General features: G+C 66.3%; 22 protein-coding genes and 1 tRNA gene. 8 read left to right on the top strand and 15 right to left on the bottom strand.

From position 1 onward, the window contains the following. Positions 1 to 59 precede the first annotated feature (59 nt). A complete protein-coding gene (gene glgP / locus ACHL_RS04325) occupies positions 60 to 2678 on the top strand; it encodes an alpha-glucan family phosphorylase (protein WP_208858422.1) in 2619 nt (872 codons plus the stop codon). Positions 2679 to 2751: 73 nt separating this feature from the next. Here glgP and ACHL_RS04320 read toward each other — a convergent pair whose 3' ends face one another. The 8 genes from ACHL_RS04320 to ACHL_RS04285 all read right to left on the bottom strand — a co-directional run bounded on the left by ACHL_RS04320 (position 2752) and on the right by ACHL_RS04285 (position 10366). Further along, positions 2752 to 3108 (bottom strand): barstar family protein, encoded by a 357-nt coding sequence (locus tag ACHL_RS04320; protein ID WP_015936078.1) that lies wholly within the window; start codon positions 3106 to 3108, stop codon positions 2752 to 2754. 7 nt (positions 3109 to 3115) lie between these two features. Continuing rightward, positions 3116 to 3607, bottom strand: a complete 492-nt coding sequence (locus tag ACHL_RS04315) for a ribonuclease domain-containing protein (RefSeq protein WP_015936077.1) — start codon at positions 3605 to 3607, stop codon at positions 3116 to 3118. Between the two features lie 16 nt (positions 3608 to 3623). Then, a complete protein-coding gene (gene glgX, locus ACHL_RS04310) occupies positions 3624 to 5735 on the bottom strand; it encodes a glycogen debranching protein GlgX (protein ID WP_015936076.1) in 2112 nt (703 codons plus the stop codon). A gap of 161 nt (positions 5736 to 5896) precedes the next feature. Continuing rightward, complete coding sequence (gene rlmB, locus ACHL_RS04305) at positions 5897 to 6886, bottom strand: 23S rRNA (guanosine(2251)-2'-O)-methyltransferase RlmB (protein ID WP_015936075.1); 990 nt, start codon at positions 6884 to 6886, stop codon at positions 5897 to 5899. A gap of 91 nt (positions 6887 to 6977) precedes the next feature. Then, a complete protein-coding gene (gene cysS / locus ACHL_RS04300) occupies positions 6978 to 8444 on the bottom strand; it encodes a cysteine--tRNA ligase (protein ID WP_015936074.1) in 1467 nt (488 codons plus the stop codon). A 23-nt stretch (positions 8445 to 8467) separates the two neighbouring features. Then, positions 8468 to 8968 carry a 2-C-methyl-D-erythritol 2,4-cyclodiphosphate synthase gene (ispF, locus tag ACHL_RS04295; RefSeq protein WP_015936073.1) on the bottom strand — a complete coding sequence of 167 codons (501 nt, stop codon included), beginning with the start codon at positions 8966 to 8968 and terminating at the stop codon, positions 8468 to 8470. A gap of 11 nt (positions 8969 to 8979) precedes the next feature. Next, positions 8980 to 9762, bottom strand: coding sequence for a 2-C-methyl-D-erythritol 4-phosphate cytidylyltransferase (gene ispD / locus ACHL_RS04290; protein WP_015936072.1), 783 nt, complete (start codon positions 9760 to 9762; stop codon positions 8980 to 8982). A 121-nt stretch (positions 9763 to 9883) separates the two neighbouring features. Then, on the bottom strand, positions 9884 to 10366 hold the full coding sequence (locus ACHL_RS04285; RefSeq protein ID WP_011690592.1) for a CarD family transcriptional regulator: 483 nt from the start codon (positions 10364 to 10366) through the stop codon (positions 9884 to 9886). Positions 10367 to 10638: 272 nt separating this feature from the next. Between ACHL_RS04285 and ACHL_RS04280 the strand changes: the two genes are divergently transcribed. After that, positions 10639 to 11181, top strand: a complete 543-nt coding sequence (locus ACHL_RS04280; RefSeq protein WP_043793768.1) for a hypothetical protein — start codon at positions 10639 to 10641, stop codon at positions 11179 to 11181. A gap of 180 nt (positions 11182 to 11361) precedes the next feature. Here ACHL_RS04280 and ACHL_RS04275 read toward each other — a convergent pair whose 3' ends face one another. Together ACHL_RS04275 and ACHL_RS04270 are read right to left on the bottom strand one after the other, a co-directional pair. Next, on the bottom strand, positions 11362 to 12042 hold the full coding sequence (locus ACHL_RS04275) for a response regulator transcription factor (RefSeq protein WP_015936070.1): 681 nt from the start codon (positions 12040 to 12042) through the stop codon (positions 11362 to 11364). Next, complete coding sequence (locus tag ACHL_RS04270; protein ID WP_043793766.1) at positions 12039 to 13298, bottom strand: sensor histidine kinase; 1260 nt, start codon at positions 13296 to 13298, stop codon at positions 12039 to 12041. Before ACHL_RS04270 ends, ACHL_RS04275 begins: the two co-directional genes overlap by 4 nt. A 206-nt stretch (positions 13299 to 13504) precedes the next feature. On the opposite strand from ACHL_RS04270, the gene phoU reads away from it, so the two are divergent. Then, on the top strand, positions 13505 to 14167 hold the full coding sequence (gene phoU, locus ACHL_RS04265) for a phosphate signaling complex protein PhoU (RefSeq protein ID WP_015936068.1): 663 nt from the start codon (positions 13505 to 13507) through the stop codon (positions 14165 to 14167). Positions 14168 to 14319: 152 nt separating this feature from the next. Here phoU and ACHL_RS04260 read toward each other — a convergent pair whose 3' ends face one another. Then, positions 14320 to 15066, bottom strand: coding sequence for a phosphoglyceromutase (locus tag ACHL_RS04260; RefSeq protein ID WP_015936067.1), 747 nt, complete (start codon positions 15064 to 15066; stop codon positions 14320 to 14322). A 128-nt stretch (positions 15067 to 15194) separates the two neighbouring features. Here ACHL_RS04260 and ACHL_RS04255 point away from each other — a divergent pair, with 128 nt between their 5' ends. Then, complete coding sequence (locus ACHL_RS04255; protein WP_015936066.1) at positions 15195 to 16031, top strand: hypothetical protein; 837 nt, start codon at positions 15195 to 15197, stop codon at positions 16029 to 16031. Between the two features lie 6 nt (positions 16032 to 16037). Here ACHL_RS04255 and ACHL_RS04250 read toward each other — a convergent pair whose 3' ends face one another. Both ACHL_RS04250 and ACHL_RS04245 read right to left on the bottom strand, forming a co-directional pair. Next, on the bottom strand, positions 16038 to 16388 hold the full coding sequence (locus ACHL_RS04250) for a DUF2516 family protein (RefSeq protein ID WP_015936065.1): 351 nt from the start codon (positions 16386 to 16388) through the stop codon (positions 16038 to 16040). A 9-nt stretch (positions 16389 to 16397) separates the two neighbouring features. Next, a complete protein-coding gene (locus ACHL_RS04245) occupies positions 16398 to 17588 on the bottom strand; it encodes a trans-sulfuration enzyme family protein (RefSeq protein ID WP_015936064.1) in 1191 nt (396 codons plus the stop codon). Between the two features lie 127 nt (positions 17589 to 17715). Between ACHL_RS04245 and tmk the strand changes: the two genes are divergently transcribed. From tmk to ACHL_RS04225, 4 genes are all read left to right on the top strand, one after another. Continuing rightward, a complete protein-coding gene (gene tmk, locus ACHL_RS04240) occupies positions 17716 to 18414 on the top strand; it encodes a dTMP kinase (protein WP_015936063.1) in 699 nt (232 codons plus the stop codon). Next, positions 18411 to 19574: a DNA polymerase III subunit delta' gene (locus ACHL_RS04235; protein WP_015936062.1), complete on the top strand. Its 1164-nt coding sequence runs from the start codon at positions 18411 to 18413 to the stop codon at positions 19572 to 19574. Before tmk ends, ACHL_RS04235 begins: the two co-directional genes overlap by 4 nt. Continuing rightward, on the top strand, positions 19571 to 21136 hold the full coding sequence (locus tag ACHL_RS04230) for an alpha/beta hydrolase (protein ID WP_015936061.1): 1566 nt from the start codon (positions 19571 to 19573) through the stop codon (positions 21134 to 21136). The genes ACHL_RS04235 and ACHL_RS04230 overlap by 4 nt, the downstream gene beginning before the upstream one ends. Before the next feature lie 106 nt (positions 21137 to 21242). Continuing rightward, a tRNA-Thr gene (locus ACHL_RS04225) sits at positions 21243 to 21315 on the top strand. A gap of 139 nt (positions 21316 to 21454) precedes the next feature. Here the strand turns inward: ACHL_RS04225 and ACHL_RS04220 are convergent. Both ACHL_RS04220 and ACHL_RS04215 read right to left on the bottom strand, forming a co-directional pair. After that, the gene (locus ACHL_RS04220) at positions 21455 to 22015 is read right to left on the bottom strand and encodes a hypothetical protein (protein ID WP_139187470.1); all 561 of its coding nucleotides are present in this window, start codon (positions 22013 to 22015) and stop codon (positions 21455 to 21457) included. A 399-nt stretch (positions 22016 to 22414) separates the two neighbouring features. Next, positions 22415 to 23656, bottom strand: a complete 1242-nt coding sequence (locus ACHL_RS04215) for an NAD(P)/FAD-dependent oxidoreductase (protein ID WP_015936059.1) — start codon at positions 23654 to 23656, stop codon at positions 22415 to 22417. Positions 23657 to 23751: the final 95 nt, after the last annotated feature.

Below are 23751 nucleotides of genomic sequence, written 5' to 3'. Positions count from 1 at the left end.
ACGCAAAAGAAACCTAAAGCTGGTTACAGCCGTGGGGGTTGTCCGTTAGTGTGACGCAGGTGAAGGCAATCCGCAGGTTTACGGTCCGTACAGTCCTCCCCGAACCCATCCGGCCGCTGGCCCGGTTGGCCAGCAATTTGCGCTGGTCCTGGCACCGCCCCACTCGGGAACTTTTCGCTGGCCTCAACCCGGCACTGTGGCAGGAAAGCGGCCAGGACCCGGTGGGTTTCCTGGGCATGGTCAGCCGCGAGGAGTTCCAGCAACTGGCCACCAACCAGGAAGTGGTGGAGAAGGTGCGGGCAGCCGAGGCGGACCTCAACCGCTACCTCGAGGAGCCCCGCTGGTACCAGGGACTGGGACCGGCCGCTCCTGCCTCCATCGCCTACTTTTCCCCTGAGTTCGGCATCACCGAAGTCCTGCCGCAGTACTCCGGCGGCCTTGGCATCCTTGCCGGCGACCACCTCAAGGCGGCCTCGGACCTGGGCGTGCCGCTGATCGGCGTGGGACTGCTGTACCAGGCCGGCTACTTCAAGCAGTCCCTTTCCCGCGACGCCTGGCAGCAGGAAACCTACCCCGTACTGGACCCTGACGGCCTGCCCCTCACGCTGCTCCGCGAGCCCTCCCCGGACGGCAACGGCAAACCGGTCCAGGTCTCCTTGCCGCTCCCCAACGGCCGGCGCCTGCTGGCACACATCTGGCGGGCCGACGTCGGACGCGTCCCCCTCCTGCTCCTGGACTCCAACGTTCCGGGAAATGACGACGCCGCCCGCAGCATCACCGACCGTCTTTACGGCGGCGGCGGTGACCACCGGCTTCAGCAGGAACTGCTGCTGGGCATGGGCGGCGTGAAGGCGTTGCGCGCGTTCCAGAAGCTGACCGGCACGGCGGCTCCCGAAGTGTTCCACACCAACGAAGGCCACGCGGGCTTCCTGGGCATCGAACGTATCCAGGAGCTGATGTCCGGTGAGCAGGCACTGACGTTCGATGAAGCCCTCACGGCCGGGCGTGCCTCCACGGTATTCACCACGCACACCCCCGTACCGGCAGGCATCGACAGGTTCGAGATTGCCCAGATCAGCCACTTCTTCCAGGCCGGGCTGGCGCCCGACGTGCCGGTGGACCGCATCCTGGAACTGGGGCGCGAGAACTACTCCGACGGAAACCCGTCCGTCTTCAACATGGCTGTGATGGGCCTGCGCCTGGCCCAGCGCGCCAATGGTGTGGCCAAGCTCCACGGCGAGGTGTCCCGCGGGATGTTCTCGGCACTGTGGCCCGGCTTCGACCACTCCGAGGTGCCCATCACCTCGGTGACCAACGGCGTGCACGTGCCCACCTGGGTGGACAGCCGGATCTCCCAGCTGGCCCGGGACCAGTTCGGCAGCGAAGCGGAGGCCAACGGCCGCTGGGACCTGGCGTACAACGTCAGCGACGCGGACGTTTGGGCGCTCCGGCGTAAGCTGCGTTCGGCGCTGGTGGACGACGTGCGCCGCCGCCTGCGCGCGGCGTGGAAGAAGCGTGGCGCCGCCGACGCCGAACTGGGCTGGACCGAACACGTCCTGGACCCGGACGTACTCACCATCGGGTTCGCCCGCCGTGTTCCCACCTACAAGCGGCTCACGCTGATGCTGCGCGAACCGGAACGGCTGAAGGCGTTGCTGCTCCATAAGGAGCACCCCATCCAGCTGGTCATCGCCGGCAAGTCCCACCCGGCCGATGACGCCGGCAAGAAGATGATCCAGGACCTGGTCCGGTTCACGGACGATCCCGAGGTCCGCCACCGGATCGCGTTCCTGCCGAACTATGACATTGCCATGGCAAGGACCCTGTTCCCGGGCTGCGACGTCTGGCTGAACAACCCGTTGCGGCCCCTTGAGGCCTGCGGCACGTCAGGCATGAAGGCCGCACTGAACGGCTCGCTGAACCTGTCCGTGCTGGACGGCTGGTGGGATGAGATGTACGACGGCGAGAACGGCTGGGCCATTCCGACGGCCAACAACGGCGCATCGCCCGAAGAGCGCGACGATATCGAGGCTGCCGCGCTGTACGAGCTGCTTGAAAGCCAGGTGGCGCCGAGGTTCTACGGCAGCACGGTGTCGGCGGCCGCGGGCGCTGCGGGACCGTCGACGTCGGCGGCCGAGCGGGTGCCCACGCATTGGGTGTCCATGATCAAGCACACGTTGTCCCACCTGGGGCCGGCGGTTTCGGCAGAGCGAATGCTCCGCGACTACGTCAACATCCTGTACCGTCCCGCGGCGGAGGCCGGCCGCAGCGCCAGTGCCACCGGCTACGCCCAGGCACGGTCGCTGGCGTCGTGGACGGCGAAGGTGCGCTCGGCCTGGCCGCAGGTGCATGTGGAGCATGTGGACTCGGTGGGCGTCTCCGAGGATCCGCAGATCGGGGACACCCTCCAGGTCAACGCGTACGTGGCCCTCAGCGGCCTGACCCCCGAGGACGTCTGCGTGGAGGTTGCGTACGGCCGGGCTGAGGAAAGCGACACCCTGACGGACATCACCATCATGGAGCTGCAGGTGAAGGAGGACCTGGGCAATGGCCGCCACCTCTTCAGCGGTTCCCTGGTGATCGACAGGTCCGGGCCGTTCGGCTACACCGTCCGTGTCCTGCCGCGGCATGAAGGACTTGCGTCCAAGGCCGAACTGGGGCTGATCGTCAACGCGTAGCATTCAGGCCAGCGAGGCTGGTTGAGCGTCAATAGCAGGAGGGAAGCCGACGGGCTTCCCTCCTGTTCTTGGTTTACAGGAGGACGGCGGTGACCCTCAGGTCCTTGCCTGCGTAGCTCTCTGCGTCCTGAAGGATTTCGCAGAGGATCCCGAACGACCTGTCGGAGCGGAACGGTGCCGCCACCTGCCAGAGGACGGTGACAGGGGAGTTGCCGTTGTCCGAAATGCTGTCCGCGAAATCATGCAGCGAATCGTTCAGCGCATCGAGGTTGACCCCGTAGTGCTCCGGAAAGCTCAGGACTTCGCCGAAGGTTTCCAGGACCGCCCTTTTGCTGTCGGCCGGAGGGATGACCAGGCTGCGGCGGCCCGCGTCCGCCACCTGCTCCTGCAGTTCCTCAAGGGTCCAGGTGTCGCCGGAGTAGATCTTCATGGTGCTGCTAACTGCCTTCCGTAATGAACGAGAACGATTCGTAGTGGTCGCCGGTGTAGTACTTATCGCCGTCAGCACCGGCAACTATCCTGCGGGCGCCGCGGTCTGACTCCCCCGGCGTGGGCACAGTGTATTCGCGGTAGTAGCCACGGTCCCGGCGGGGCAGGATGCCTTCAAAGTTGCCAAACGCCTGGTCGTCCTGGCTGTACCGGTACGGTCCGCCCGCGCGGATCAGGGCCAGGATCCGGCGCCCTTCGGCCGGCAGCTGGGACTCCCTGATGGCTGGCAGGCCGGAGGGGTTCTTTTGCGCGGGCGCCGGTGCCGCCTGGGCCGGGCGCGACTGCGCCGGGGACGCGGACGCGGAGGCCGCCGCGCCGGTGGCGGGCGCCGTCGTCGTGCCCTCCGTCAACTGGCCCAGGACGCCCTGGCCGCCGAAGACCAGCACTGCCACAACCACCAGGGCGGCAAGCAGCAGGGGCAGGATGTTGCGGTTGCGCATGGTCGGTGTTCCCGGGCTAGGCGTTGCGGTAGATACTGATGGAGTTGGCCTCCACCAGGTCCTTTTCACCCGAAGCCACCAGGCCACCCTGCCGCTGCTCGTGAAGCGGGGAGGTGGTGAGCCGCAGTTCGAACATCCGCGGACCCGTGCCTTCCGCGGCCAGCGGCGGAAGGGTGATGGTGATATCCGAACCGGTTCCGTTCACCACCACAAGGCCCGCCAGCTCGCCGTCATCGGAGCCGAGGAGCAGTTGCATCACACGGTGCTGCGGATCGTTCCAGCGTTCCATGGACATCGGTTGGCCGTTGTGGTCGTACCAGTACAGGTAGGACTGCTCGTCCCGGACCGGGAAGTGGTGCGGCTGCGCGGCCAGGAACTCCTTGCGGAGCCGGATGTACCGCTTGGTGCTGCGGAGCATCTCGTGTGATTCCGGGGTGCGCGTCCAGTCCACCCAGGTGAGGGCGTTGTCCTGGCAGTAGGCGTTGTTGTTCCCCTGCTGGGTGCGTGCCAGTTCGTCTCCGGCGGTAATCATGGGAACGCCAAGGGAGATCATCAGCGACGCCATCATGTTGCGGCGCGACTGGGCGCGCCTGGCCAGGATCTCGCCGTCCTCGGTGGGCCCCTCGACGCCGTGGTTGTAGCTTCGGTTGTCGCCGTGCCCGTCGCGGTTTTGTTCGCCGTTGGCTTCGTTGTGCTTCCTGTCGTAGGACACAAGGTCGTTCAGCGTAAAGCCGTCGTGGGCGGTCACGTAGTTGACAGACGCGAGGCGCGACCGGCCGGAGGCTTCAAAGAGCGCGGCGGAGCCGGACAGGGCGTCGGCCAGTTTTGCCACCGAGCCGCCCTGTCCCCCGGACTCCAGTGCTGCCCGGTCGGCGAGCCAGAATGACCGGACGGAATCCCGGAAATGGTCGTTCCAGTCAACCCAGCCCATGGGGAAGCGGCCCGTCTGCCAGCCGCCGTAGCCTACGTCCCACGGCTCGGCGATGAGTTTGGTGTCGGACAGGACCGGATCGGCGGCAACGGCCACCAGGAAGGGGTGCCGGGGGTCGAATTCGTTATCGCCGTTCCGGCACAACGTCACAGCCAGGTCGAAGCGGAACCCGTCAATGTGGAATTCGTCCACCCAGTACCGCAGCGAGTCGAGGACCAGCTGCACAACGCGGGGCTCGGCAAAGTTGAGGCTGTTTCCGCACCCGGTGGTGTCCAGGTACTTCCCGTGGCCGTCTGTCCGGTAGTAACGGTCCTCCCCCAGCCCGCGGAAGCTGATGGTCTGCCCGTCCGCGCCGCCCTCCGCGGTGTGGTTGTAGACCACATCGAGGATGACTTCCAGTCCTGCCTCGTGGAAAGCCTTGACCATGGCCTTGAACTCGTTCTGGACCGCCTGCGGACCGGCGTCCTGGGCTGCACTCGTGGCATAGCCGGGATGCAGGGCGAAGAAAGCCGCAGTGTTGTAGCCCCAGTAATTTGTCAGGCCGAGGTCCTGCAGGTGAGGTTCGTCCAGGTGGAAGTGGACCGGCAGCAGCTGCACGGACGTGATTCCCAGTCCTTTGAGGTGCTCAAGGACCGCCGGGTGCGCCATCCCCGCGTAGGTCCCGCGGAGTTCTTCGGGGACATCGGGGTGGAGCATGGTCTGCCCGCGGACATGCGCTTCGTAGATGATGGTGTTCCGCCACGGCAGCCTGAGGCGGCTGTCCGTTCCCCAGTCAAAGTCGCCAGCCGTGCGTGCGCTGGTGAGGAGGCCGTCGCGCAGGTCCACTGCCCGGCCGTACGGGTCAAGCAGCGGGCGGCTGCCGTCCTGGTCCAGGCCGTTGGCCGGTACCGCCACAGGCAGCGACTGTTCGCCGGCGGCGGGGCGGAAGCCATAGCGCGAGCCCGGGGGCAGGTCCGCGACGATACCGTGGTGGACTCCGTGGGTAACGTTCGGCAGCGGCTGGACTCGCCATTCGCCGCCCGGGGGCTGGTACACGATTTCCAGGCTGGGCACACCGGGGGCGTAGCAGGCGACGTTGGCCCTGCCCCTGTCCTCCGGGCCGGAGCCGCCTGAATCAGCGCGCGGGACGCTGACACCGAGGGGAACCGCCGTAGAGGCGTCCATGGTGGAGGCGGTGTCGAAGAGCGGCATGACCATTAGCTAAATAGTAGCCGCCGGAGGCCATGGGCCAGCGCCAGCGTCACACATGACGCCCGGGCGGGCCCCCGCCGGGCCAGGCCCCCGGACGGGAGAACCCGACGGGAGAACCCGACGGGAGAACCCGACGGGAGGACCCGTCCGGGAGGACCCCAGTCTGACTACTTGGCTGCGCGCTGGCGCGAGACTTCGTACAGGGTGATGCCCACGGCCATTGACGCGTTGAGCGATTCCATGGCCGAGTCGATGGGAATGGAGACGATCTGGTCGCAGTTTTCGCGGACCAGCCGGCTCAGGCCCTTGCCTTCGGAACCCACCACGATGCACACCGGTTCGGTGGCGAGGCTCAGGTCCGGCAGCGACACGTCGCCGTCGCCGTCCAGGCCCAGGACAAAGATGCCCATGTTCTTGAACTGCTTGAGGGCGCTGTTCAGGTTTGAGGCCCGGGCCACCGGCACGCGGACCGCCGCGCCCGCGCTCGTCTTCCACGCCGAGGCGGTGACGCCAACGGAGCGGCGCTCCGGAACAATCACGCCGTGCCCGCTGAAGGCAGAGACGGAACGGATGATGGCGCCAAGGTTGCGGGGATCGGTGATGCCGTCCAGGGCGACGAACAGCGGGGCGTTGCTGATGTGCCCCTTCTTCCACTTCTCCACGGTTTCTTCGGCGAGCTCGTAGGCATCGGCGTAATCGTAGGGCGGGATCTGCAGGACGAGGCCCTGGTGGACGGCGTCGTCGGTCATCCGGTCCAGTTCAGGCTTGCCGGTTTCCAGCAGCGGGATGCCGCGTTCGGCTGCCAGTTTGAGGGACTCCTTGACCCGGTCATCCATTTCGATACGGATGGCGACGTGCAGTGCCTTCGCGGGAATGCCGGCGCGGAGGGCTTCCACCACCGAGTTGCGCCCGGTGACCACTTCTTCAGTGGCGCGGCCCTTGGGGCCTGACTTGCCCGCACCGGCGCTGCGGGCACCGGGGTTGCGCTTGGCGGCCGAGCGCTCTGAGAGCTGCTTGGCCTTGTGCGCCTTGTGGTAAGGACGGTCCTCCGCCTTGGGCGTGGGGCCCTTGCCTTCCAGGGCCTTGCGGCCATGGCCACCGGTCCCGATGGTTGGGCCCTTCTTCGCTTTAACCGATCGGCGACCATTGTTGGCCATGATGTTCCACCCTTGATTGTGTTGACTGAGTCCGGCTACCAGTCTACTGACCGAAGAAAAATCGGGTTCCGGGGCTTTTCGGTCCGGACGCTCAGTCCCGTTTCAGGCTCCAGGTGGGGCCGTCCGCGCCGTCCTCCACCACCACGCCGGCCTCGTTCAAGGTGTCGCGGATGGCATCGGATGCTGACCAGTCCTTTTCGGCGCGGGCCGTGGCGCGGGCGGCCAGCTGCGCTTCCACCAGGACAGCCAGTGCCTCGGCTTCCCTCGTGCTGGTTTTCTCCGAGCCGGCGACGGCGTTGAGACCCAGGACGTCGGTCATGATGACGACGGCGTTCATCGCCTTGCGCGCGGAGTCGTCATCGCCGTCGGCAAGGGCAGTGTTCCCCGCCCGCACCGTCTCATGCAGTGCCGCCAAGGCGCGCGGGACGTTCAGGTCGTCGTCCATGGCGGCGTAGAAGGCCTCAACCGCACCCGTCGAGGGGCCGTAGTCCCCTTCCACGAAGCCGAAGTCGGTGCCGAAGCGCGCCACGGCTTTCGCCAGGAACCCATCGATTCGTTCGACGGCGGCGGCAGCCTCCTGCAGGGAGGTTGGGCGGTAGTCCAGGATCGACCGGTAATGGGCCTGGCCGAGGTAGTAACGCACCACGCGGGGCGACGCGAGTTCCAGCATTTCGGCGGGGCTGATGGTGTTGCCGATGGACTTGGACATTTTCTCGCCCTCGTAGGTGACCATGCCGTTGTGCATCCAGAAGTTGGCGAAGGGGTGGCCGGCGGCCTGGGATTGCGCCATCTCGTTCTCGTGGTGCGGGAACCGCAGGTCCAGTCCGCCGCCGTGGATGTCGAATTCAGTGCCAAGGTACTTGGTGACCATCGCCGAGCACTCCAGGTGCCAGCCGGGGCGGCCGGCACCCCACGGCGACGCCCAGCTGGCGGTGGCAGGTTCGCCCTCCTTGGAACCCTTCCACAGCGCGAAGTCGCGGGGGTCCCGCTTACCCCGGGGGTCGGCGTCGGCGGCCGCCTGCATGTCATCGATGTTCTGCCGCGTCAGGGCGCCGTACTTGCTCCAGGAGCGCACGTCGAAGTACACATCGCCGGAATCGTCCAGCGCGGGGTAGGCGTGCCCGCGGTCAATCAGTTGCTGGATCAGGGCGTGCATTTCCGGGATGTGGCCGGTGGCGCGGGGTTCGTAGGTGGGGCGGGAGACACCCAGGGCGTCGTAGGCCTTGAGGAATTCCTGTTCGTAGCGGTAGGCCAGCGCCCACCATTCCTCGCCCGGAATTTCGCCCGGTTCCGGCTGGAAACCGGAGGCGAACGATGCCTCTGACTTGGCGAGGATCTTGTCGTCAATGTCGGTGACGTTGCGGACCACCGTGACCCGCAGCCCGCGGTGGGTCAGCCAGCGGGTCAGCTGGTCGAACGCGATCGCAGAACGGATGTGGCCCACGTGGGGCATGCCCTGCACGGTCGCCCCGCAGTAGTAGAGGCTGGCCCTTCCGGCTACGAGGGGGACGAAGTTCCGGACTTCGGCGGAGGCAGTGTCATAGAAGCGCAGGGTCACCGCTCCAGATTAGCCGATGCGGATTAGCCAATTGATTCGGAAAGGCGCGGGTAGACCAAGGCGGTGGCCACCGCGGAGATCCCTTCGCCGCGGCCCGTGAATCCGAGGCCGTCGCTGGTGGTGGCGGTGACGCTGACCGGGGCCCCGGCAGCATCCGAGAGGACCTGCTGCGATTCCTCGCGGCGGGGTCCGAACTTGGGGCGGTTGGCCACGAACTGCACCGCGATGTTGCCGATCTCAAAGCCGGCCGCCCGGACAATCCGCGCAGCCTCGGCCAGCAGGGTGACCCCGGACGCGCCGGCAAACTCCGGCCGGTCGGTGCCGAAGTGGGTGCCCAGGTCGCCGATGCCGGCAGCGGAGAACAATGCATCGGCAGCCGCGTGGGCTACCGGGTCGCCGTCGGAATGTCCGGCCAGGCCGCGCTCACCCGGCCAGAGGAGCCCGCCCACCCAGAGCTGGCGCGCCTCCCCCTCCGCAGCGAAAGCGTGGACGTCCACGCCAATTCCCGTACGTGGAATGATCATGCCCTCCACGCTCACCCCTCCACCCACCGGGCTCCGAGGGGACCTTCCAGGAGGCCTTCAGCGAAGATAAGGTCCAGGGGCGTGGTGATCTTGAGGGACTGTGTGGAACCGCGCACCACGTAGACGTTGGTGCCGGTCATCTCGACGAGCATCGCATCGTCAGTGACGGCGGCTGCCTCGGCCGGCTCCAGCTCCTGTGCTGCTTCGTGGGCACGGCGCAGGGTCTCCGCGCGGAAGCCCTGCGGTGTCTGAACGGCGCGGAGGTTTTCGCGTGCTGCGGTCCCGGCCACCATTTCGGGTGCGACGGCGTGGTCCCCGGCAGGCGTGGGTGTCACGGTCTTGACGGTGTCCACCACAGGGACGGCGGGGATGACAGCTTCGGCCCCGGCCGCGAGGGCGTCGACCACCCGGTGGAAAACGCCTTCGGGGGTCAGCGCCCTGGCGGCATCGTGCACCAGAACGGCTTCGATTCCGTCCATCAAGGCACCAATGCCCTGCCGGACCGAGTCCGCCCGGGTGGGGCCGCCGTCAACCACGGTCAGGAGCGGGCCGCCGTCGGCCAGCTCTTCCCGGAAAGCGTCGCAGAGGGAGCGCAGGCCGTCGTCGCCCTCGGGAAGGACCACGCAAACCTGGCTGGACACGCCGGACGCGACGATGCCCCTCAGGGCATGCATCAGGATGGTCTCGCCGCCCAGGGGCACGGCTGCTTTGGGCATGCCGTAGCCAAGCCGCTGTCCAGAACCTGCAGCCACCAGGATCACCGTGGTGACCGGGCGGGTTGGTGTTTCGCTCATGCGGACTAGCCTACGTCCAGCGCACCTGCTGCGTCCCGGCGCGGTCGCCGGGAGCACCCCGCCGGTGTTTTCGGGCAAAAAGAAACCCCGGCTGCACTGTCGTGCTGCCGGGGTTCAATTCTTAGGAAGCCAGGACCTCGTCGAGAACGCTTGCCGCCTTCTCCTCGTCGGTCTTTTCAGCCAGCGCCAGTTCTGAGATCAGAATCTGCCGGGCCTTGGCCAGCATTCGCTTTTCGCCTGCGGAAAGGCCCCGGTCGTGATCCCGGCGCCAAAGATCGCGAACGACCTCTGCCACCTTGATGACGTCACCGGAAGCAAGCTTCTCCAGATTTGCCTTGTACCTGCGTGACCAGTTGGTGGGCTCTTCGGTGAACTCGGCACGGAGCACATCAAACACGTGCTCCAGGCCTTCCTTGCCCACTACGTCCCGGACCCCAACAAGGTCAACGTTTTCTGCTGGAACTTCAATGGTCAGATCACCCTGAGCCACCTTGAGCTTGAGATACATTTTCTCTTCGCCCTTGATGGTGCGCATCTTGATTTCTTCAATCTTCGCAGCACCGTGGTGAGGGTAAACTACTGTCTCGCCGACCTCAAATACCATGTGGACATTTCCCCTTTCCCGCAGACCAGTTTATCACGATTCAGGCATATGACCGGCCGCGGAAAGGGCCCTCAACCGCAGAAATACGCGGAAAATCGACCCAATCGACCCCCTCCACCCCCTTGACGAACGCAGATAATAGTGCATCGCGCATGCGCTGCCAAGGATGATGTGACGCTCTCGAATCCTCGTTTGAGCCCCTTTGCGGATAGGCTATGGGCTGAATAATGTTTCAAGACTCTCGAGGAGTACGTGACGTGCGTTTCACTGCGATGAACCGGGCCCGGCGGGGCAAGATGGCACTGACGGCCGCCGTTGTAGGCGTTGGCCTGCTGACCGCGGGCTGCGGCTACATCACGCCCCAGCAGACAAACCATCAGTACTCCGCTTCGGACGGCATCCGTGCCGACCTCGGTCCGCTGAAGCTCCGGAACATCCTCATCGTCTCCGCGGGTGAGGACCAGCCGGGCCGCGTCATCGGCGCCGTTTACAACTCCTCGTCCAAGGACGTGAAGCTGACCATGAAGGGCGCCGAGGGATCGCAGACCGAAGTGGCCGTCAAGGCGAACTCGTCCACCCTGCTGAACGACACCACTGACGAAGCCATCCTCAGCACCACCGGCGGCAAGGCCGGCTCACTGGTTGATATCCAGGTCAGCGAAGACGGCACCAACGTGAACAGCACCGTGCGCGTGCCCGTTCTGGACACCACCCTGCCCGAGTACAAGGAATACCTGCCGTCCGGCAGCACACCGTCGCCGAGCACGTCGGCCACGCCGTCTCCGTCCGCTTCGGAGGGCGCCGCGGGCCACTAGCACGCGGCTGGAGCAGTCCAGCAGATCAACGCAAAGGGAGGGACCGTCCGGTCCCTCCCTTTTGTATGCCCGCCACGGCTACCGGCGATTCGCATCTCCCCCGGCGCGCCACCTATCCGGGTGTGCTGGTGCCGCAGCGCGTCGAAAATGACGATGCGCGCCCGGTCGCGGCCAGGAACCTCACGGCTCGAACTTGTAGCCCAGGCCGCGCACGGTCACCAGGAAGCGTGGCGCAGAGGGATCGGGTTCGATCTTCCCGCGCAGCCGCTTGACGTGGACGTCCAGGGTCTTGGTGTCCCCCACATAGTCGGAGCCCCAGACCCGGTCGATCAGCTGCCCACGCGTCAGCACCCGGCCGGAGTTGCGCAGCAGCATCTCCAGGAGCTCGAACTCCTTCAGCGGAAGCAGCACCTGTTCGCCGTCCACGCTCACCACATGGCGCTCAATGTCCATCCGGACCGGACCGGCCTGGACGGTGGAGGAAATCAGTTCCTCGGGCTCGCCCTGGCGGCGCAGCACCGCCCGGACGCGGGCAACCAGTTCCCGTGAGGAGTACGGCTTGGTGACGTAGTCGTCCGCGCCAAGCTCCAGGCCCACCACCTTGTCGATCTCGGAATCCTTGGCCGTCAGCATGATGACCGGGACGGTTGAACGCTGCCGCAGCTGCCTGCAGACTTCGGTACCGGACTGCCCGGGGAGCTGAAGGTCCAGCAGCACCAGGTCGGCACCATTGCGGTCGAATTCCGTGATGGCATCGAGGCCGTTGTCCACGACCTCCACCTCAAACCCTTCCTTGCCCAGCAAATAGGACAAAGGATCGCTGAACGACTCCTCGTCCTCCACAATCAGAATCCTGCTCAAGCGCTAGCTCCTCGTTCTTCAGCGCCGGCGGCGCGGGGTATGGGGGTGACAGCAGACTGTCCGGTTGAATGTCCTGCCGGCCCCGTTGCCGGGACGGCTGCAGGCGGAAGGGCGGCGTCGCCGTCGTGCCCTGCCTCGGGTCCTTCCATCTCCGGAAGCCGGAGCGTGAAGGTGGAACCCTGGCCGGGCTGGGACCACAGCGTCACCTCGCCACCGTGGTTGGAGGCGACGTGCTTGACGATGCTCAGGCCAAGGCCCGTGCCGCCGGTATGGCGGGACCGGGCGGCGTCCACGCGGTAGAACCGTTCAAAAACCCGTTCCTGGTCCTCGGCGCTGAGGCCCTCGCCCTGGTCCGTCACCGAAATGGAAACCAGGCCTTCCTTGGAACGGACGCCAATGCCCACACGGGTGTTCGGCGGCGAGTACCGGATGGCGTTATCGATCAGGTTGCGCAGCGCGGTGACCAGGAGGTCCTGGTCACCGAAGACTTTCTCCTCGGTGCGGCCACCCACCACGATGGTGATGTTCTTGCTTTCGGCCGGAAGCTGGGACCGGTCCACGGCCTCGGCGATCACGGCGTTCACGTCAACGGGACCGCCCTGCTGCACCACGCTGGCGCCCTGCAGGCGGGAGAGTTCGATGATGTCCTGCACCAGCGCCGCCAGCCGGCCGGACTCCTTGTGCATGCGCTTGGCGAAGCGGCGGACTGCCATTTCGTCGTCAGCCGATGATTCGAGTGCCTCGGCGAGCAGGGAGATGGCGCCCACTGGCGTCTTCAGCTCATGGGAAACGTTGGCCACAAAGTCGTTGCGGATTTCCTCGGTCCGGGTGATTTCCGTGCGGTCATCGGCAAGGAGGAGGATATATTCCTCGCCAAGCATGGCTGCCCGTACCTGGACGATGATGGTTCCCTGCCCCAGCGGCCCGCGCGGCAACTCAAGCTTCTTCTCGAGGATCACGCCATCGCGCCGCACCCCCGCAGTCATGTCCAGCAGCTCCTTGTGGACCACCGTGTGGCCGCGGACCAGGCCGTAGGCATATGCGGCAGGGCTCGCCCGGACCACACCGTCCACAGCGTCCACCACCACAAAGGCGCGTCCGACGACGGCCAGCACCTCGGCGGCACCGTCCGGCAGTCCCGGCTCGTCTCCGTCCATATCCAGCAGCTGGCGCTGCTTCTCGCTGACCCGGTAGGCGAGCACACCGAACGTGCCCAGCGCCAGGCCGACGAGGCCTGCGATCAGGCCGATGAACATTGGATCCACAGGTCCACCTTATGCTCTTGCCGGTGGCGTTCCGGCGCGTCCGGGCCCCCTGCGCCCACGGTTCAACTAACGTTCACCTGCAAGGGATCAACCGTTCACCGGATGCTGGCAGAGTATCCAGTTGGACTGCCGAATGGCGACACGATTCCTGCTGCCCTCGTGCGGGCGTGCGGGAGTTCCAAGGAAAGGACGCCGACGTGCGTAAGGTTTTTCAGGAAGAGCTCACCCAGGTCGGTGACCAGTTGGTGGAGATCTCCCGGCTGGTCAGCGAAGCGATAAGCAAGGCCACCACATCATTCGAGGTGGCGGACGTGGACCTCGCCCAGGATGTCATTGCCGCCGATGCGCGGATCGACTTCCTGCAGAACAGCCTCGACGAACGGGCCATCGACATCCTCGCCCTCCAGGGCCCGGTGGCCAGCGACCTGCGGATGATCGTGGGATCGCTCCGGATGAGCGCCTCCCTGGAGCGGATGGGCGACCTCGCCCGGCACATCGCGCAGCTGGCGCGCCTCCGCTTCCCGTCCACCGTGATCCCCGCTTCGATGACCGGGACGTTCAAGGAAATGGCGGAGCTGGACCAGGTCATTGCCGACAAGCTGGCCGTCCTCCTGGAGACCCGTGACCTTGAGGTGGCCCGGGACATCATGAAGGCCAACACCGCCATCAACGACCTGCACCTCAGCGTGTTCAAGGCCATCGCCGCACCCGAGTGGGCCGAGTCGCCCGCCACCACGGTGGATGTGGCACTGGCCAGCCGCTACTTCGAGCGTTTCGCCGACCACGGTGTCTCGGTCGCCCAGAAGGTCAGCTACCTGGTGACCGGCGCCTGGCAGCCGAACGCCACCGAACACAGCTGAGCCCCGGTTTTCCCACGAATATAGGACGGCGGGCTGGTCACCTAAGGTGACCAGCCCGCCGTCGTTTGTCTCACATTCGACGCAGAGCGTTCTTCGGCCGGAGTGCGTCTAAGGGAGGAACGACCGAGCACCCGGCGAAGAACCGCGAAGTACTATTTCTTGCCCTGGTTGGCTACGGCCAGGATGGCCTGCTCGGCGGCCTCGGGGTCGAGGTAGGTGCCGCCCGGCTTGACCGGCTGGAAGTCGTCGTCCAGATCGTAGACCAGCGGGATGCCGGTGGGGATGTTGAGGCCGGCGATGGCTTCGTCGCTGATGCCGTCAAGGTGCTTGACCAGCGCGCGCAGGGAGTTGCCGTGAGCCGTGACCAGGACGGTCTTGCCCGCCTTCAGGTCAGCCTTGATGTCGGATTCCCAGTACGGCAGGATCCGGACCAGGACGTCCTTCAGGCACTCGGTGCGCGGAAGGGCGTCGCCAAGGTCTGCGTAGCGCGGATCGTGTGCCTGGCTGAATTCGCTGTTGTCATCCAGGGGCGGCGGCGGGGTGTCGTAGGAGCGGCGCCATTCCATGAACTGCTCTTCGCCGTACTCGGCCAGCGTCTGGGCTTTGTCCTTGCCCTGCAGCGCACCGTAGTGGCGTTCGTTCAGGCGCCAATCGCGCTTGACCGGGATCCAGCCGCGGTCGGCCTTGTCCAGGGCGATGTTGGCGGTGTTGATGGCCCGCTTCAGCAGGGAGGTGTACAGAACGTCGGGGAGGATGTTGTTCTCCACCAGCAGCTCGCCGCCGCGCGCTGCTTCCGCGCGGCCCTGGTCGTTCAGGTCAACGTCCACCCAGCCGGTGAACAGGTTCTTGGCGTTCCATTCGCTGTGGCCGTGGCGCAGCAGGATCAGCTTGTAAGTCATGATTTTCATCCTAGCCGAGCGGTGTTGCCGCCCGCCCAGCGTTACAGGGACCAGGGACGGAACCTGTCACACATCGGCCTGCATGCCGGTGGGCGCCTCAGCCGCGGCGACGGGGATACAGTGGGGCGGTGGTGCAAAAGGCTGAACGGGTGAGTGGCCCCGGAATCACCGGCAGGAAATTGTCCGGCAGGCCGGTGGGAAACATTACCCGCGGGACCACCAACCCGAACCGGATGCGCCGGGTGGACCGCTGGTTGGCAGGTCCCCAGGCCTGGCGGCTTCGGCGGGCCGCCGACCCCCTGGTGGTGGACCTGGGCTACGGCGCGACGCCGGCCACCGCCGTCGAACTCTTTGAGCGGCTCGCCGCGGTCCGCCCGGACGTCCGGGTCTGCGGGATTGAAATCGAGCCGGAGCGGGTGCGCGCTGCCCTCCCCCTGCAGCGGGCCGGCCTTAGCTTCCATGTGGGTGGGTTTGAGCTTCCCGTTCCCGGCCGCCCCGTCCTGGTCCGGGCCTTTAACGTGCTCCGGCAGTACGAGGAGGCCGACGTTGCCGGGATCTGGCGGCTGGTGCAGGGCAGGCTGGCCTCTGACGGGCTTTTCATTGACGGCACCTGCGACGAGATCGGACGCCGCGTGACGTGGGTGGCCCTGGACGCGGAGCGCCCACTGTCGCTGAGCATGTCGGTCCGGTTCGGCAGTTTTGACCTGCCCTCCGACGTTGCCGAACGCCTTCCCAAAGCCTTGATTCACCGCAATGTCCCCGGCGAACCCATCCATTCCCTGATGCAGGCCATGGACAAGGCGTGGCTGGAGTGCGCCCCGCTGGCATCCTTTGGAAACCGGCAGCGCTGGCAGGGCATGTGCAGGGCGTTACGCGACGCCGGGTGGCCGGTCCAGGACGGACCTGCCCGGTGGCGGCTGGGCGAACTGACGGTGGACTGGGAAGCGGTGGCACCCCGGTCCTGACCGGAGTTACCAGGGGCCGTAGGGCCCCATGTTGCGGCTGCCACCCCGGCCTGCATCCTTGACCGCCGGGCGGACATCGGCCAGGTACACCGATGCGGCAACCACGGCGGCGAGGCCGAACAGCCCCAGTGTGCCGAAGATACCGCCGCTGGCGAACAGGGAAATGACACCCACCAGCGTGGCGCCGCCGGTCAGGGCGAGCCAGAAGCCCTTGGTCCGCTTGCCGGTCGCCTCGAAGGCGTTGGCCTTGTGGCGGGCGCAGTCTGCCAGGGCCCACAACTCCAGCCCCAGGGCAACGAGGGCAAGGATAAAGAACACTGCCTGTTCCACAGGCCGAATAATCAGTTCACCGTCCACAAGCCCAGCCTAGCCGCCCAGAGTGTCCAGCGCCTGCTCCAGGTCTGCCCAGAGGTCTTCCACGTTCTCAATGCCGGTGCTGAGGCGGACCAGGTTCTCCGGCACCGTGGCCGGCTCCGCGGTGTGCCGCCGCCTGCGTTCGATCAGCGATTCCACGCCGCCCAGCGATGTGGCCGGCAGCCAGAGGTTGACGGCTTCAACGACCTTGTCGGCCGCTGCTGCGCCGTCCAGTCCGCCGGCGGGCGCCACCTGGATGCAGATGATGGAGCCAAAGCCCTTCATCTGCGCCGCGGCCCTTTCGTGCCCGGGATCGGTGCGGAGGCCCGGGAACCGGATCGATTCGACCCCCGGGTGGGTGCCCAGCCGTTCCGCCAGGACCTTGGCAGACTCCTGGGACTTTTCAACGCGCAGCGCCAGGGTGCGCAGGCCGCGCAGCGCAAGCCAGGCCTCAAAGGGCCCGGCGATCGCTCCGTGGATGGTCCGGTGGTGCAGGAGGGCGGAGCGGATGTCCGCGTTGGAGGTCACCAGGGCACCCAGGACGACGTCCGAGTGGCCCGCCAGGTACTTGGTCACCGAGTGGAGTACGACGTCGGAGCCCAGGGCCAGGGGCTGCTGCACCAGCGGCGTCGAGAAGGTATTGTCCGTGACCACGATGGCGCCCGACGCGTGCGCGGCTTCCGTCAGCGCAGGAATGTCGGCGATTCCCAGCATGGGGTTGGTAGGGCTTTCCAGCCACAGCATGGCGGCGGCCCTGGCGTCCGGCCCGCCCGGGGCGATGGCCGCTTTGACGGCCCCGGTATCGGCGATGTCCACCGTTCGCAGCTCAATGAACCCTTTCTGGGCCAGCTCCGCGGCCATGACAAGGGTTCCGGAGTAGCTGTGGTTCGGCATCACCAGCACTCCGCCGGAGGGGATCAGCGACAACGCAGAACTGACGGCAGCAAGCCCGGAGGCGTAGAGCAGGCCCTGCAGGTCCGCTCCTTCCAGCTGGCCGAGGGCCTCTTCGAACGGGTCCCACGTGGGGTTGGAGTACCGGCCGTAACCACGGTCTCCGGGGCCGAGCGGGCCTGTGCCGTAGTACGTGGAGGACAGGACCAGGGGCGGGTTCACCGGCTGGTCCCGTTCCCGCGGCGGGCGGCCCGCGGCCACTACCATGGTTTCGGCGGACAGGCCGGCGGCCTGCTGTTCGGAAAGACTCATGGGGACAGCGTACTGTTCGTCCGCGGACCGCCGTAAAAGCCCCGGCGAAGCATCGGGCGCCGTGAAACTGTCCACAAAGCCCCAAGCCGGGACCGTGATTGTCCCGGCCGATCGGTAGGCTTGAACAGTGAACAAACACAGTGCCGGACTTTTCATCGCGTTCGAAGGCGGCGACGGCGCCGGTAAGTCCACCCAGGCGGCGAGGCTCGCCGAAGCACTCGAAAGCCGCGGCCTGACCGTTCTCCGCACCCGTGAACCGGGCGGCACTCCCATCGGCGAGAAGCTCCGGTCCCTGGTCCTGGACCATGGCCACGGCCACATCGACGCCCACACGGAAGCGCTGATCTTCGCTGCATCCCGGGCAGCCCACGCCGGCCAGGTGATCCGCCCGGCACTGGAACGCGGCGACATTGTGCTGACGGACCGGTACATCGACTCCTCCGTCGCCTACCAGGGAGCGGGCAGGGACCTCGGCATGGACGCGGTCCGCTCACTGAACGAATGGGCCACTTCCGGTCTTCAGCCCCACCTCACCGTCCTGCTCGATGTGGAGCCGGAAGTCGGCAGGACCCGGCGCACAGCGGGGGACGCAACGGAAGACCGTCTGGAATCCGAAGCTGACGAGTTCCATGCCCGGATCCGGGAGGCCTTCCTTGACCTGGCCGCAGCCCGGCCGGCGTCGTACCTGGTGCTGCCTGCCCGGCTTCCGGTCAACGACCTTGCCGCGATGATCCTCGACCGCGTGTTCGGCCTGCTGGAATCACCCGCAAACGAACCGGCAGGTGCCGCGCCCGCTGCCGGCGCGCACGGCGGCGGCACCCCATGACCGTGTGGGATGACCTCCAGGGCCAGCCCGCCGTCGTCGACCAATTGCGCCAGGCTTCCAGCGGCGAAGGCCTGACGCACGCGTGGCTGTTCACCGGCCCGCCGGGATCGGGGCGCTCCAACGCCGCCAAGGCTTTCGCTGCCGCACTGAACTGCGACCAGGAAGACGTGAACCTGCGCGGCTGCGGGCAGTGCCACGCCTGCCTGACCATCCTGGGTGAAACGCATTCGGACGTGACGTTTGTCCGGACCGAAAAGGTCACCATCACCATCGACGAAGCCCGTGACCTGGTGGCCACGGCCGGCAACAGGCCATCCGCCGGCCGTTGGCGGATCATCGTGGTTGAGGACGCGGACCGGATGGCCGAGCGGACCACCAACGTCCTGCTTAAGGCCATCGAGGAACCGACGCCCCGGACAGTATGGATGCTGTGCGCCCCCTCGCCTGCCGACGTGCTGGTCACCATCCGGTCGCGCTGCCGCAGCGTGGCGCTGCGGCTGCCGCCCGCGGCCGACGTCGCGGAACTCCTGGTGAAGCGCGACGGCGTCGACCCCGCAGTGGCTGAACGGGCAGCCCGGGCAGCCCAAAGCCATGTGGGCATCGCCCGCCGGCTGGCGCGGGACCCTGCTGCGCGCGAACGCCGGCTGGAAACCGTCAGGTTTCCGCTGGGCCTGCGGGGAATCACCGCGGCTGTCATGATGGCGGACAAGCTCGTGAAAATCGCCACCGCCGAGGCAAACAGCTCCAACGAAGAACGCGACGCCGCCGAGAAAGCCGCCCTGCTCGCCACCCTGGGCGCCCCTGAATCCGGCACCCTTCCGCCTGCCATGCGGGCGCAGGTCAAGCAGCTGGAGGACGACCAGAAGCGGCGGGCCAAGCGTTCCATCACCGACTCCCTGGACCGAACCCTCACTGACCTGATGTCCTTCTACAGGGACGTCCTGATCATCCAGATGGGGAATGCTGTAGAGCTGGTAAACGCTGAGCTCAGGGGTGAACTGGAGGAATTCGCCTCCCGTTCCACTCCGGAAGTCACGCTCGCCCGGATGGACGCCATCAACAAAGCCCGCGAACGCATCACCACCACGAACGTTGCCCCGCTGTTGGCCATTGAGTCCATGGCAGCCAGCCTGATCCAGCCTTCCAAGGAGACCCGATGACTGCCCGCCCCCTGCCCGAACGCCGCCGACCCCTGGTGTTCGCGGCCCGTGCCGCCGGAGCCATGGCCCTTGCCCTGGTACTGGCATCCTGCAGCCTCATCAACGGTGGCGACCGCCAGCAGGAAACAGCCACAGCCAAGGCAGATCCCTCCATCGTGGCGTCCGCGCCCGCTGGGCTTGAGAAGTTCTACTCGCAGGAAATCGTGTGGGAGCCATGCGAGGGCCAGTTCCAGTGCGCCAAGGTCACGGTGCCCATGGACTATGCGGCACCCGACGGCGAAACCATCCAGCTTGCCGCGCTGCGGGCTTCCAGCACTGGCAAGAAAACCGGAAGCCTGCTGGTCAACCCGGGCGGGCCGGGCGCCTCCGGCTATGACTTCGTGAAGGACGCTGCAGCCACCCATTTCTCGCAGCCCGTCCGCGACACCTACGACCTGGTGGGCTTCGATCCCCGCGGCGTTAAGCGCTCCGCTCCGGTGACCTGCATGACGGACGCGGAACGTGATGAGGCGAGGGCCAAGATCTACGACCTGGAGACCGACGCCGGCCTCGCGGCTGCCAGGGCGGACAACAAGGCCATCGCCGAGCAATGCTCTGAGCAGACCGGCCCGTCAATGGCCCATATCGATACCCAGAGCGCAGCCAGGGACCTGGACGTCCTCAGGGCCGTGGTCAACGACGCAAAGCTGAACTACCTGGGCTACTCCTACGGGACGTTCCTCGGTTCGACCTACGCGCAGCTGTTCCCGAACAACGTGGGCCGCATGGTGCTCGATGGTGCGCTGGATCCCTCCATCAGCAATGAGGAATTGACCAGCGGCCAGGCAGTGGCCTTCGAAAAGGCTGTGCGCACCTACGTTGCCAGCTGCCAGCAGCAGAAGGAATGCCCACTCACCGGCGGAGTGGACGGCGGCGTCCAGCAGATCCGCGACCTGATCAGCGCCGTGGAGCAGCAACCCAGCACCGCCAAGGACGGCCGGGTGGTCAACGCCAACATGTTCGTCAGCGGCCTTATCACACCGCTGTACAACGACCAGAGCTGGCCCGCCCTGACCCAGGCCCTGGATGCGGCGATGACCGGGGACGTGAGCCTGATGCTTCGCCTGTCCGACCTCGGCGCCGACCGTTCCGCCAACGGAAACTACACCTCGAATTCGACGTTCGCCTTCAACGCCATCAACTGCCTGGACTACCCCATGGACTCCGATCCCGCCTCCATGCGGGCGGAGCAGCAACGGCTGATGCAGCAGTCCCCCACGCTGGGCTACTTCTTCGCCTACGGCGGCATCAACTGCGCCGACTGGCCGTACAAGAACGTGCGCACACCTGCACCCGTCCAGTACACGGGTGAGTCGCCGATCGTGGTCATCGGCACCACGGGCGATCCCGCCACCCCTGTGGAATGGGCATCGTCGCTGCGGAAACAGCTCGGCAACTCCTCGCTCCTGACGTGGAAAGGCGAGGGCCACACAGCCTATGGCCGCGCCAACAGCTGCCTCGAGGATAAGGTGGACAGCTACCTGGTCAGCGGTCAGGTTCCGGCCGACAACACGGTGTGCTGAAAGCCTCACCCGCGGCAGCGCCCGCCATTTTGACCCGGGCGCGGAGACTCCATTACAGTTGACTCTTGCATGAACCGCCCGGATTCTTCCGGAAATTTCGTGCGGTGCTTCCTTAGCTCAGTCGGTAGAGCGTTTCACTCGTAATGAAAAGGTCATCAGTTCGATTCTGATAGGAAGCTCGGGATAAACCCCCTATTGCCCCTCGTTGGAGGGCTTTGGGGGGTTTTTCGCTGGTTAAGCCCATCTACAGGATGCTGCCGTCCGCCTCTCCGCCGTGTGATCGGTGCCTGCTCCCGCCCTGCTCAGATCCGGCGTTCTTCAGCCCGCAAGGGCCTCGGCGAGCCGGTCCAGGGACTCGGGGCTCGCTGCCAGCTCCACTTTGCCGTGATCTGTCAGGACGGTCACTGCGTACATCCCAAACGATCCGATGTATTTACGGTTCCTGCCGGTGACCTTCCACCGCTGCGGCAGCACTCTTTCAACCTTAAGTGTTGTGGCGCGCCCTGACGCTTCGAGGTTGTCGTAGACCGCTGGCTGAAATTGAAGCGATCCGGCAGCGGGCGTCACAATCCCCTGGTTCCAAATCCCGCTGAGCGAACCGGGGCGGGCCTCCGGGTAACGGATATACGCCCTGAGCTGGCCACGATCTTTGAGGCGTGCATTGGTTTTCCTCAGGTTGCGTAGCTGGAACAGGGCCAGAAGCCAGTACACCAGCGTGTTCATGATGGTGTGGACGGCGGCATCGGCCAGGTCCCCGGGCACAAAGGCCAGCCGGATGGCACCGGCGATGAAGAAGATGACGACGTAGCCAGCCACAAGAGCCAGATACGGATGCTGTTGTACGCAGTTCTTCACTGAGCCATCACGCTGCTCCCCCAACTTCATGCGCTCCAGCCTGTCCTCCGGCAGGGTTGGAGCCCGGAGGCCAGCCCACGTAGCGGGGTCTGCGGAAACACGTACCGGTTACTCAGGCGCCGCGGCTGCTGAGGCCATAGCGTGGTGACCGGAGCCGGCGGCGATGGTGCTTGATGGAGACCAGCACCTCCCCCAGCCGCCGCCGGCCCGCACCATCTTCCGAAACCCTCTGCGCCCAACGTGCCCGGAGCTTTGCGGAAAGGTGAAGTCTCCACCCGGCTTTCGCTCAGGTCGCGGACCTAGCGTGATGCGTGGAGTCGGCGGCGATGGCACCGTCCGCGAGTGCGGTGCCTCCTCCAGCCGCCGCCGGCTCCCACCCCGTCGCCCTGGTCCACGATTGGCCCGGTCAGCAGCTCTGCGGACCTAGTCCGGCCGTCCCACCACCACCTGGGACGGGCTGTGCGTCACGTAACCCACAGCCCAGGAGAAGAGCGCACGGACTTTCTGCTGGACGCCGGGCAGCAGGGCAAGGTGGACGCCCAGCCAGGACAGGAACGCCAGTGGACCCTGCAGCTGGATGCGCTGGGGGCCCAGCTCCGCCACTGCGGCGCCCCGGCCCACCATGGCCATGTACCCCTTGTCGAGATAGCGGAAGGGCTGCCGCGTACCGCCGGTGAGGTCGGCGTGGATGTTCTTTGCGGCCCATTTCCCCGACTGCTGGGCTACGGACCCCAGTTGCGGGAGCCTGGCCCCTGCGGCGTCCGTGATGTTGGCAGAGTCGCCCAGGACGTAGACGCCTTCCACTCCCGGAGCGGTCAGGTCCGGGAGGACGTCGATGCGCCCGCCCTTCCCCTGCGTGAGCCCTGATTCGGCGATGATCTTCCCTGCCTGCAGCCCGCCGGCCCAGACAACGATCGGGGCTGGCAGCACGGTGCCGTCCGCCAGCGTCACGCCGTCGGGACGGACTTCAGTGACGCTCTGGCCCATGTGCAGCTGGACACCCAGCTTCACCAGCCTGTCCCGCGTGTAGGCCTGGGATTTTTCCGAGAACGCCATGAGCACGTTGGGCACCATGTCCACGAGGTGGACGTGGCAGCGGGCGGCAAGTTCGGAGGAGAAATACTTCGGCACGATGTATTTGACGTTTTCGGCGAGGGCGCCGGCCGTCTCCACCCCGGTTGGGCCGCCTCCCACCACCACGACGTCGGGACTGTCGCCGTTGCCCCGGTCCGCTTCGTCGAGGGCTTCCGTCAACGCCGCACTCAGGCGCGTGGCATCGGCTACCGAGTAAAGCGGGTAGGCGAACTTGTCGGCACCCGTGGTATTGAAGAAGTTTGGGACGGCGCCGGTAGCGAGGACGAGGACCTGTGCCTGGAATTGCGTGCCGTCGGCAGTGGTGACAGTGCGGGCGGCAGCGTCCACCGCGGTAACTTCTGCCGTGAGGACCCGAACGCCCTTGATGTTGCGGAAGACCGCGCGGAGCGGGCGGGCCACTGCGGAGACACCGATTTGCGATGATGCCACCTGGTACAGCAGCGGTTGGAACTGGTGGTAGTTGTTGGCATCAATCAGCAGCACCCGGGTGCCCTTGCGGCCCAGTTCCTGGGCGGCAGCCTTACCGGCGAAGCCGCCGCCAACCACGATGACCTGATATGTATCGTCCATTCGAGCAACATACCGTGCACGGCGCCGGAGCAACAGGGTTCACGGGCCCCGCCAACCGGCCAGCCCCCGGCTATGCCAGCCCGGCTCTCAACGCC

It is taken from the genome of Pseudarthrobacter chlorophenolicus A6 (assembly GCF_000022025.1).
Lineage (GTDB): Bacteria > Actinomycetota > Actinomycetes > Actinomycetales > Micrococcaceae > Arthrobacter > Arthrobacter chlorophenolicus.
The sequence above is the reverse complement of the archived record's forward strand: the minus strand, read 5'-3'. Positions and strand labels throughout refer to the sequence as shown.

What these genes read in the sequence shown, in the direction of transcription:
- ACHL_RS04320 (WP_015936078.1), bottom strand. Translation starts at nt 3,108, where the DNA reads ATGAAGATCTACTCCGGCGACACCTGGACCCTTGAGGAACTGCAGGAG.
- ACHL_RS04315 (WP_015936077.1), bottom strand. Translation starts at nt 3,607, where the DNA reads ATGCGCAACCGCAACATCCTGCCCCTGCTGCTTGCCGCCCTGGTGGTT.
- glgX (WP_015936076.1), bottom strand. Translation starts at nt 5,735, where the DNA reads ATGGTCATGCCGCTCTTCGACACCGCCTCCACCATGGACGCCTCTACG.
- rlmB (WP_015936075.1), bottom strand. Translation starts at nt 6,886, where the DNA reads ATGGCCAACAATGGTCGCCGATCGGTTAAAGCGAAGAAGGGCCCAACC.
- ispF (WP_015936073.1), bottom strand. Translation starts at nt 8,968, where the DNA reads ATGATCATTCCACGTACGGGAATTGGCGTGGACGTCCACGCTTTCGCT.
- ispD (WP_015936072.1), bottom strand. Translation starts at nt 9,762, where the DNA reads ATGAGCGAAACACCAACCCGCCCGGTCACCACGGTGATCCTGGTGGCT.
- ACHL_RS04285 (WP_011690592.1), bottom strand. Translation starts at nt 10,366, where the DNA reads ATGGTATTTGAGGTCGGCGAGACAGTAGTTTACCCTCACCACGGTGCT.
- ACHL_RS04280 (WP_043793768.1), top strand. Translation starts at nt 10,639, where the DNA reads ATGAACCGGGCCCGGCGGGGCAAGATGGCACTGACGGCCGCCGTTGTA.
- ACHL_RS04270 (WP_043793766.1), bottom strand. Translation starts at nt 13,298, where the DNA reads ATGTTCATCGGCCTGATCGCAGGCCTCGTCGGCCTGGCGCTGGGCACG.
- ACHL_RS04260 (WP_015936067.1), bottom strand. Translation starts at nt 15,066, where the DNA reads ATGACTTACAAGCTGATCCTGCTGCGCCACGGCCACAGCGAATGGAAC.
- ACHL_RS04245 (WP_015936064.1), bottom strand. Translation starts at nt 17,588, where the DNA reads ATGAGTCTTTCCGAACAGCAGGCCGCCGGCCTGTCCGCCGAAACCATG.
- ACHL_RS04235 (WP_015936062.1), top strand. Translation starts at nt 18,411, where the DNA reads ATGACCGTGTGGGATGACCTCCAGGGCCAGCCCGCCGTCGTCGACCAA.
- ACHL_RS04230 (WP_015936061.1), top strand. Translation starts at nt 19,571, where the DNA reads ATGACTGCCCGCCCCCTGCCCGAACGCCGCCGACCCCTGGTGTTCGCG.
- ACHL_RS04215 (WP_015936059.1), bottom strand. Translation starts at nt 23,656, where the DNA reads ATGGACGATACATATCAGGTCATCGTGGTTGGCGGCGGCTTCGCCGGT.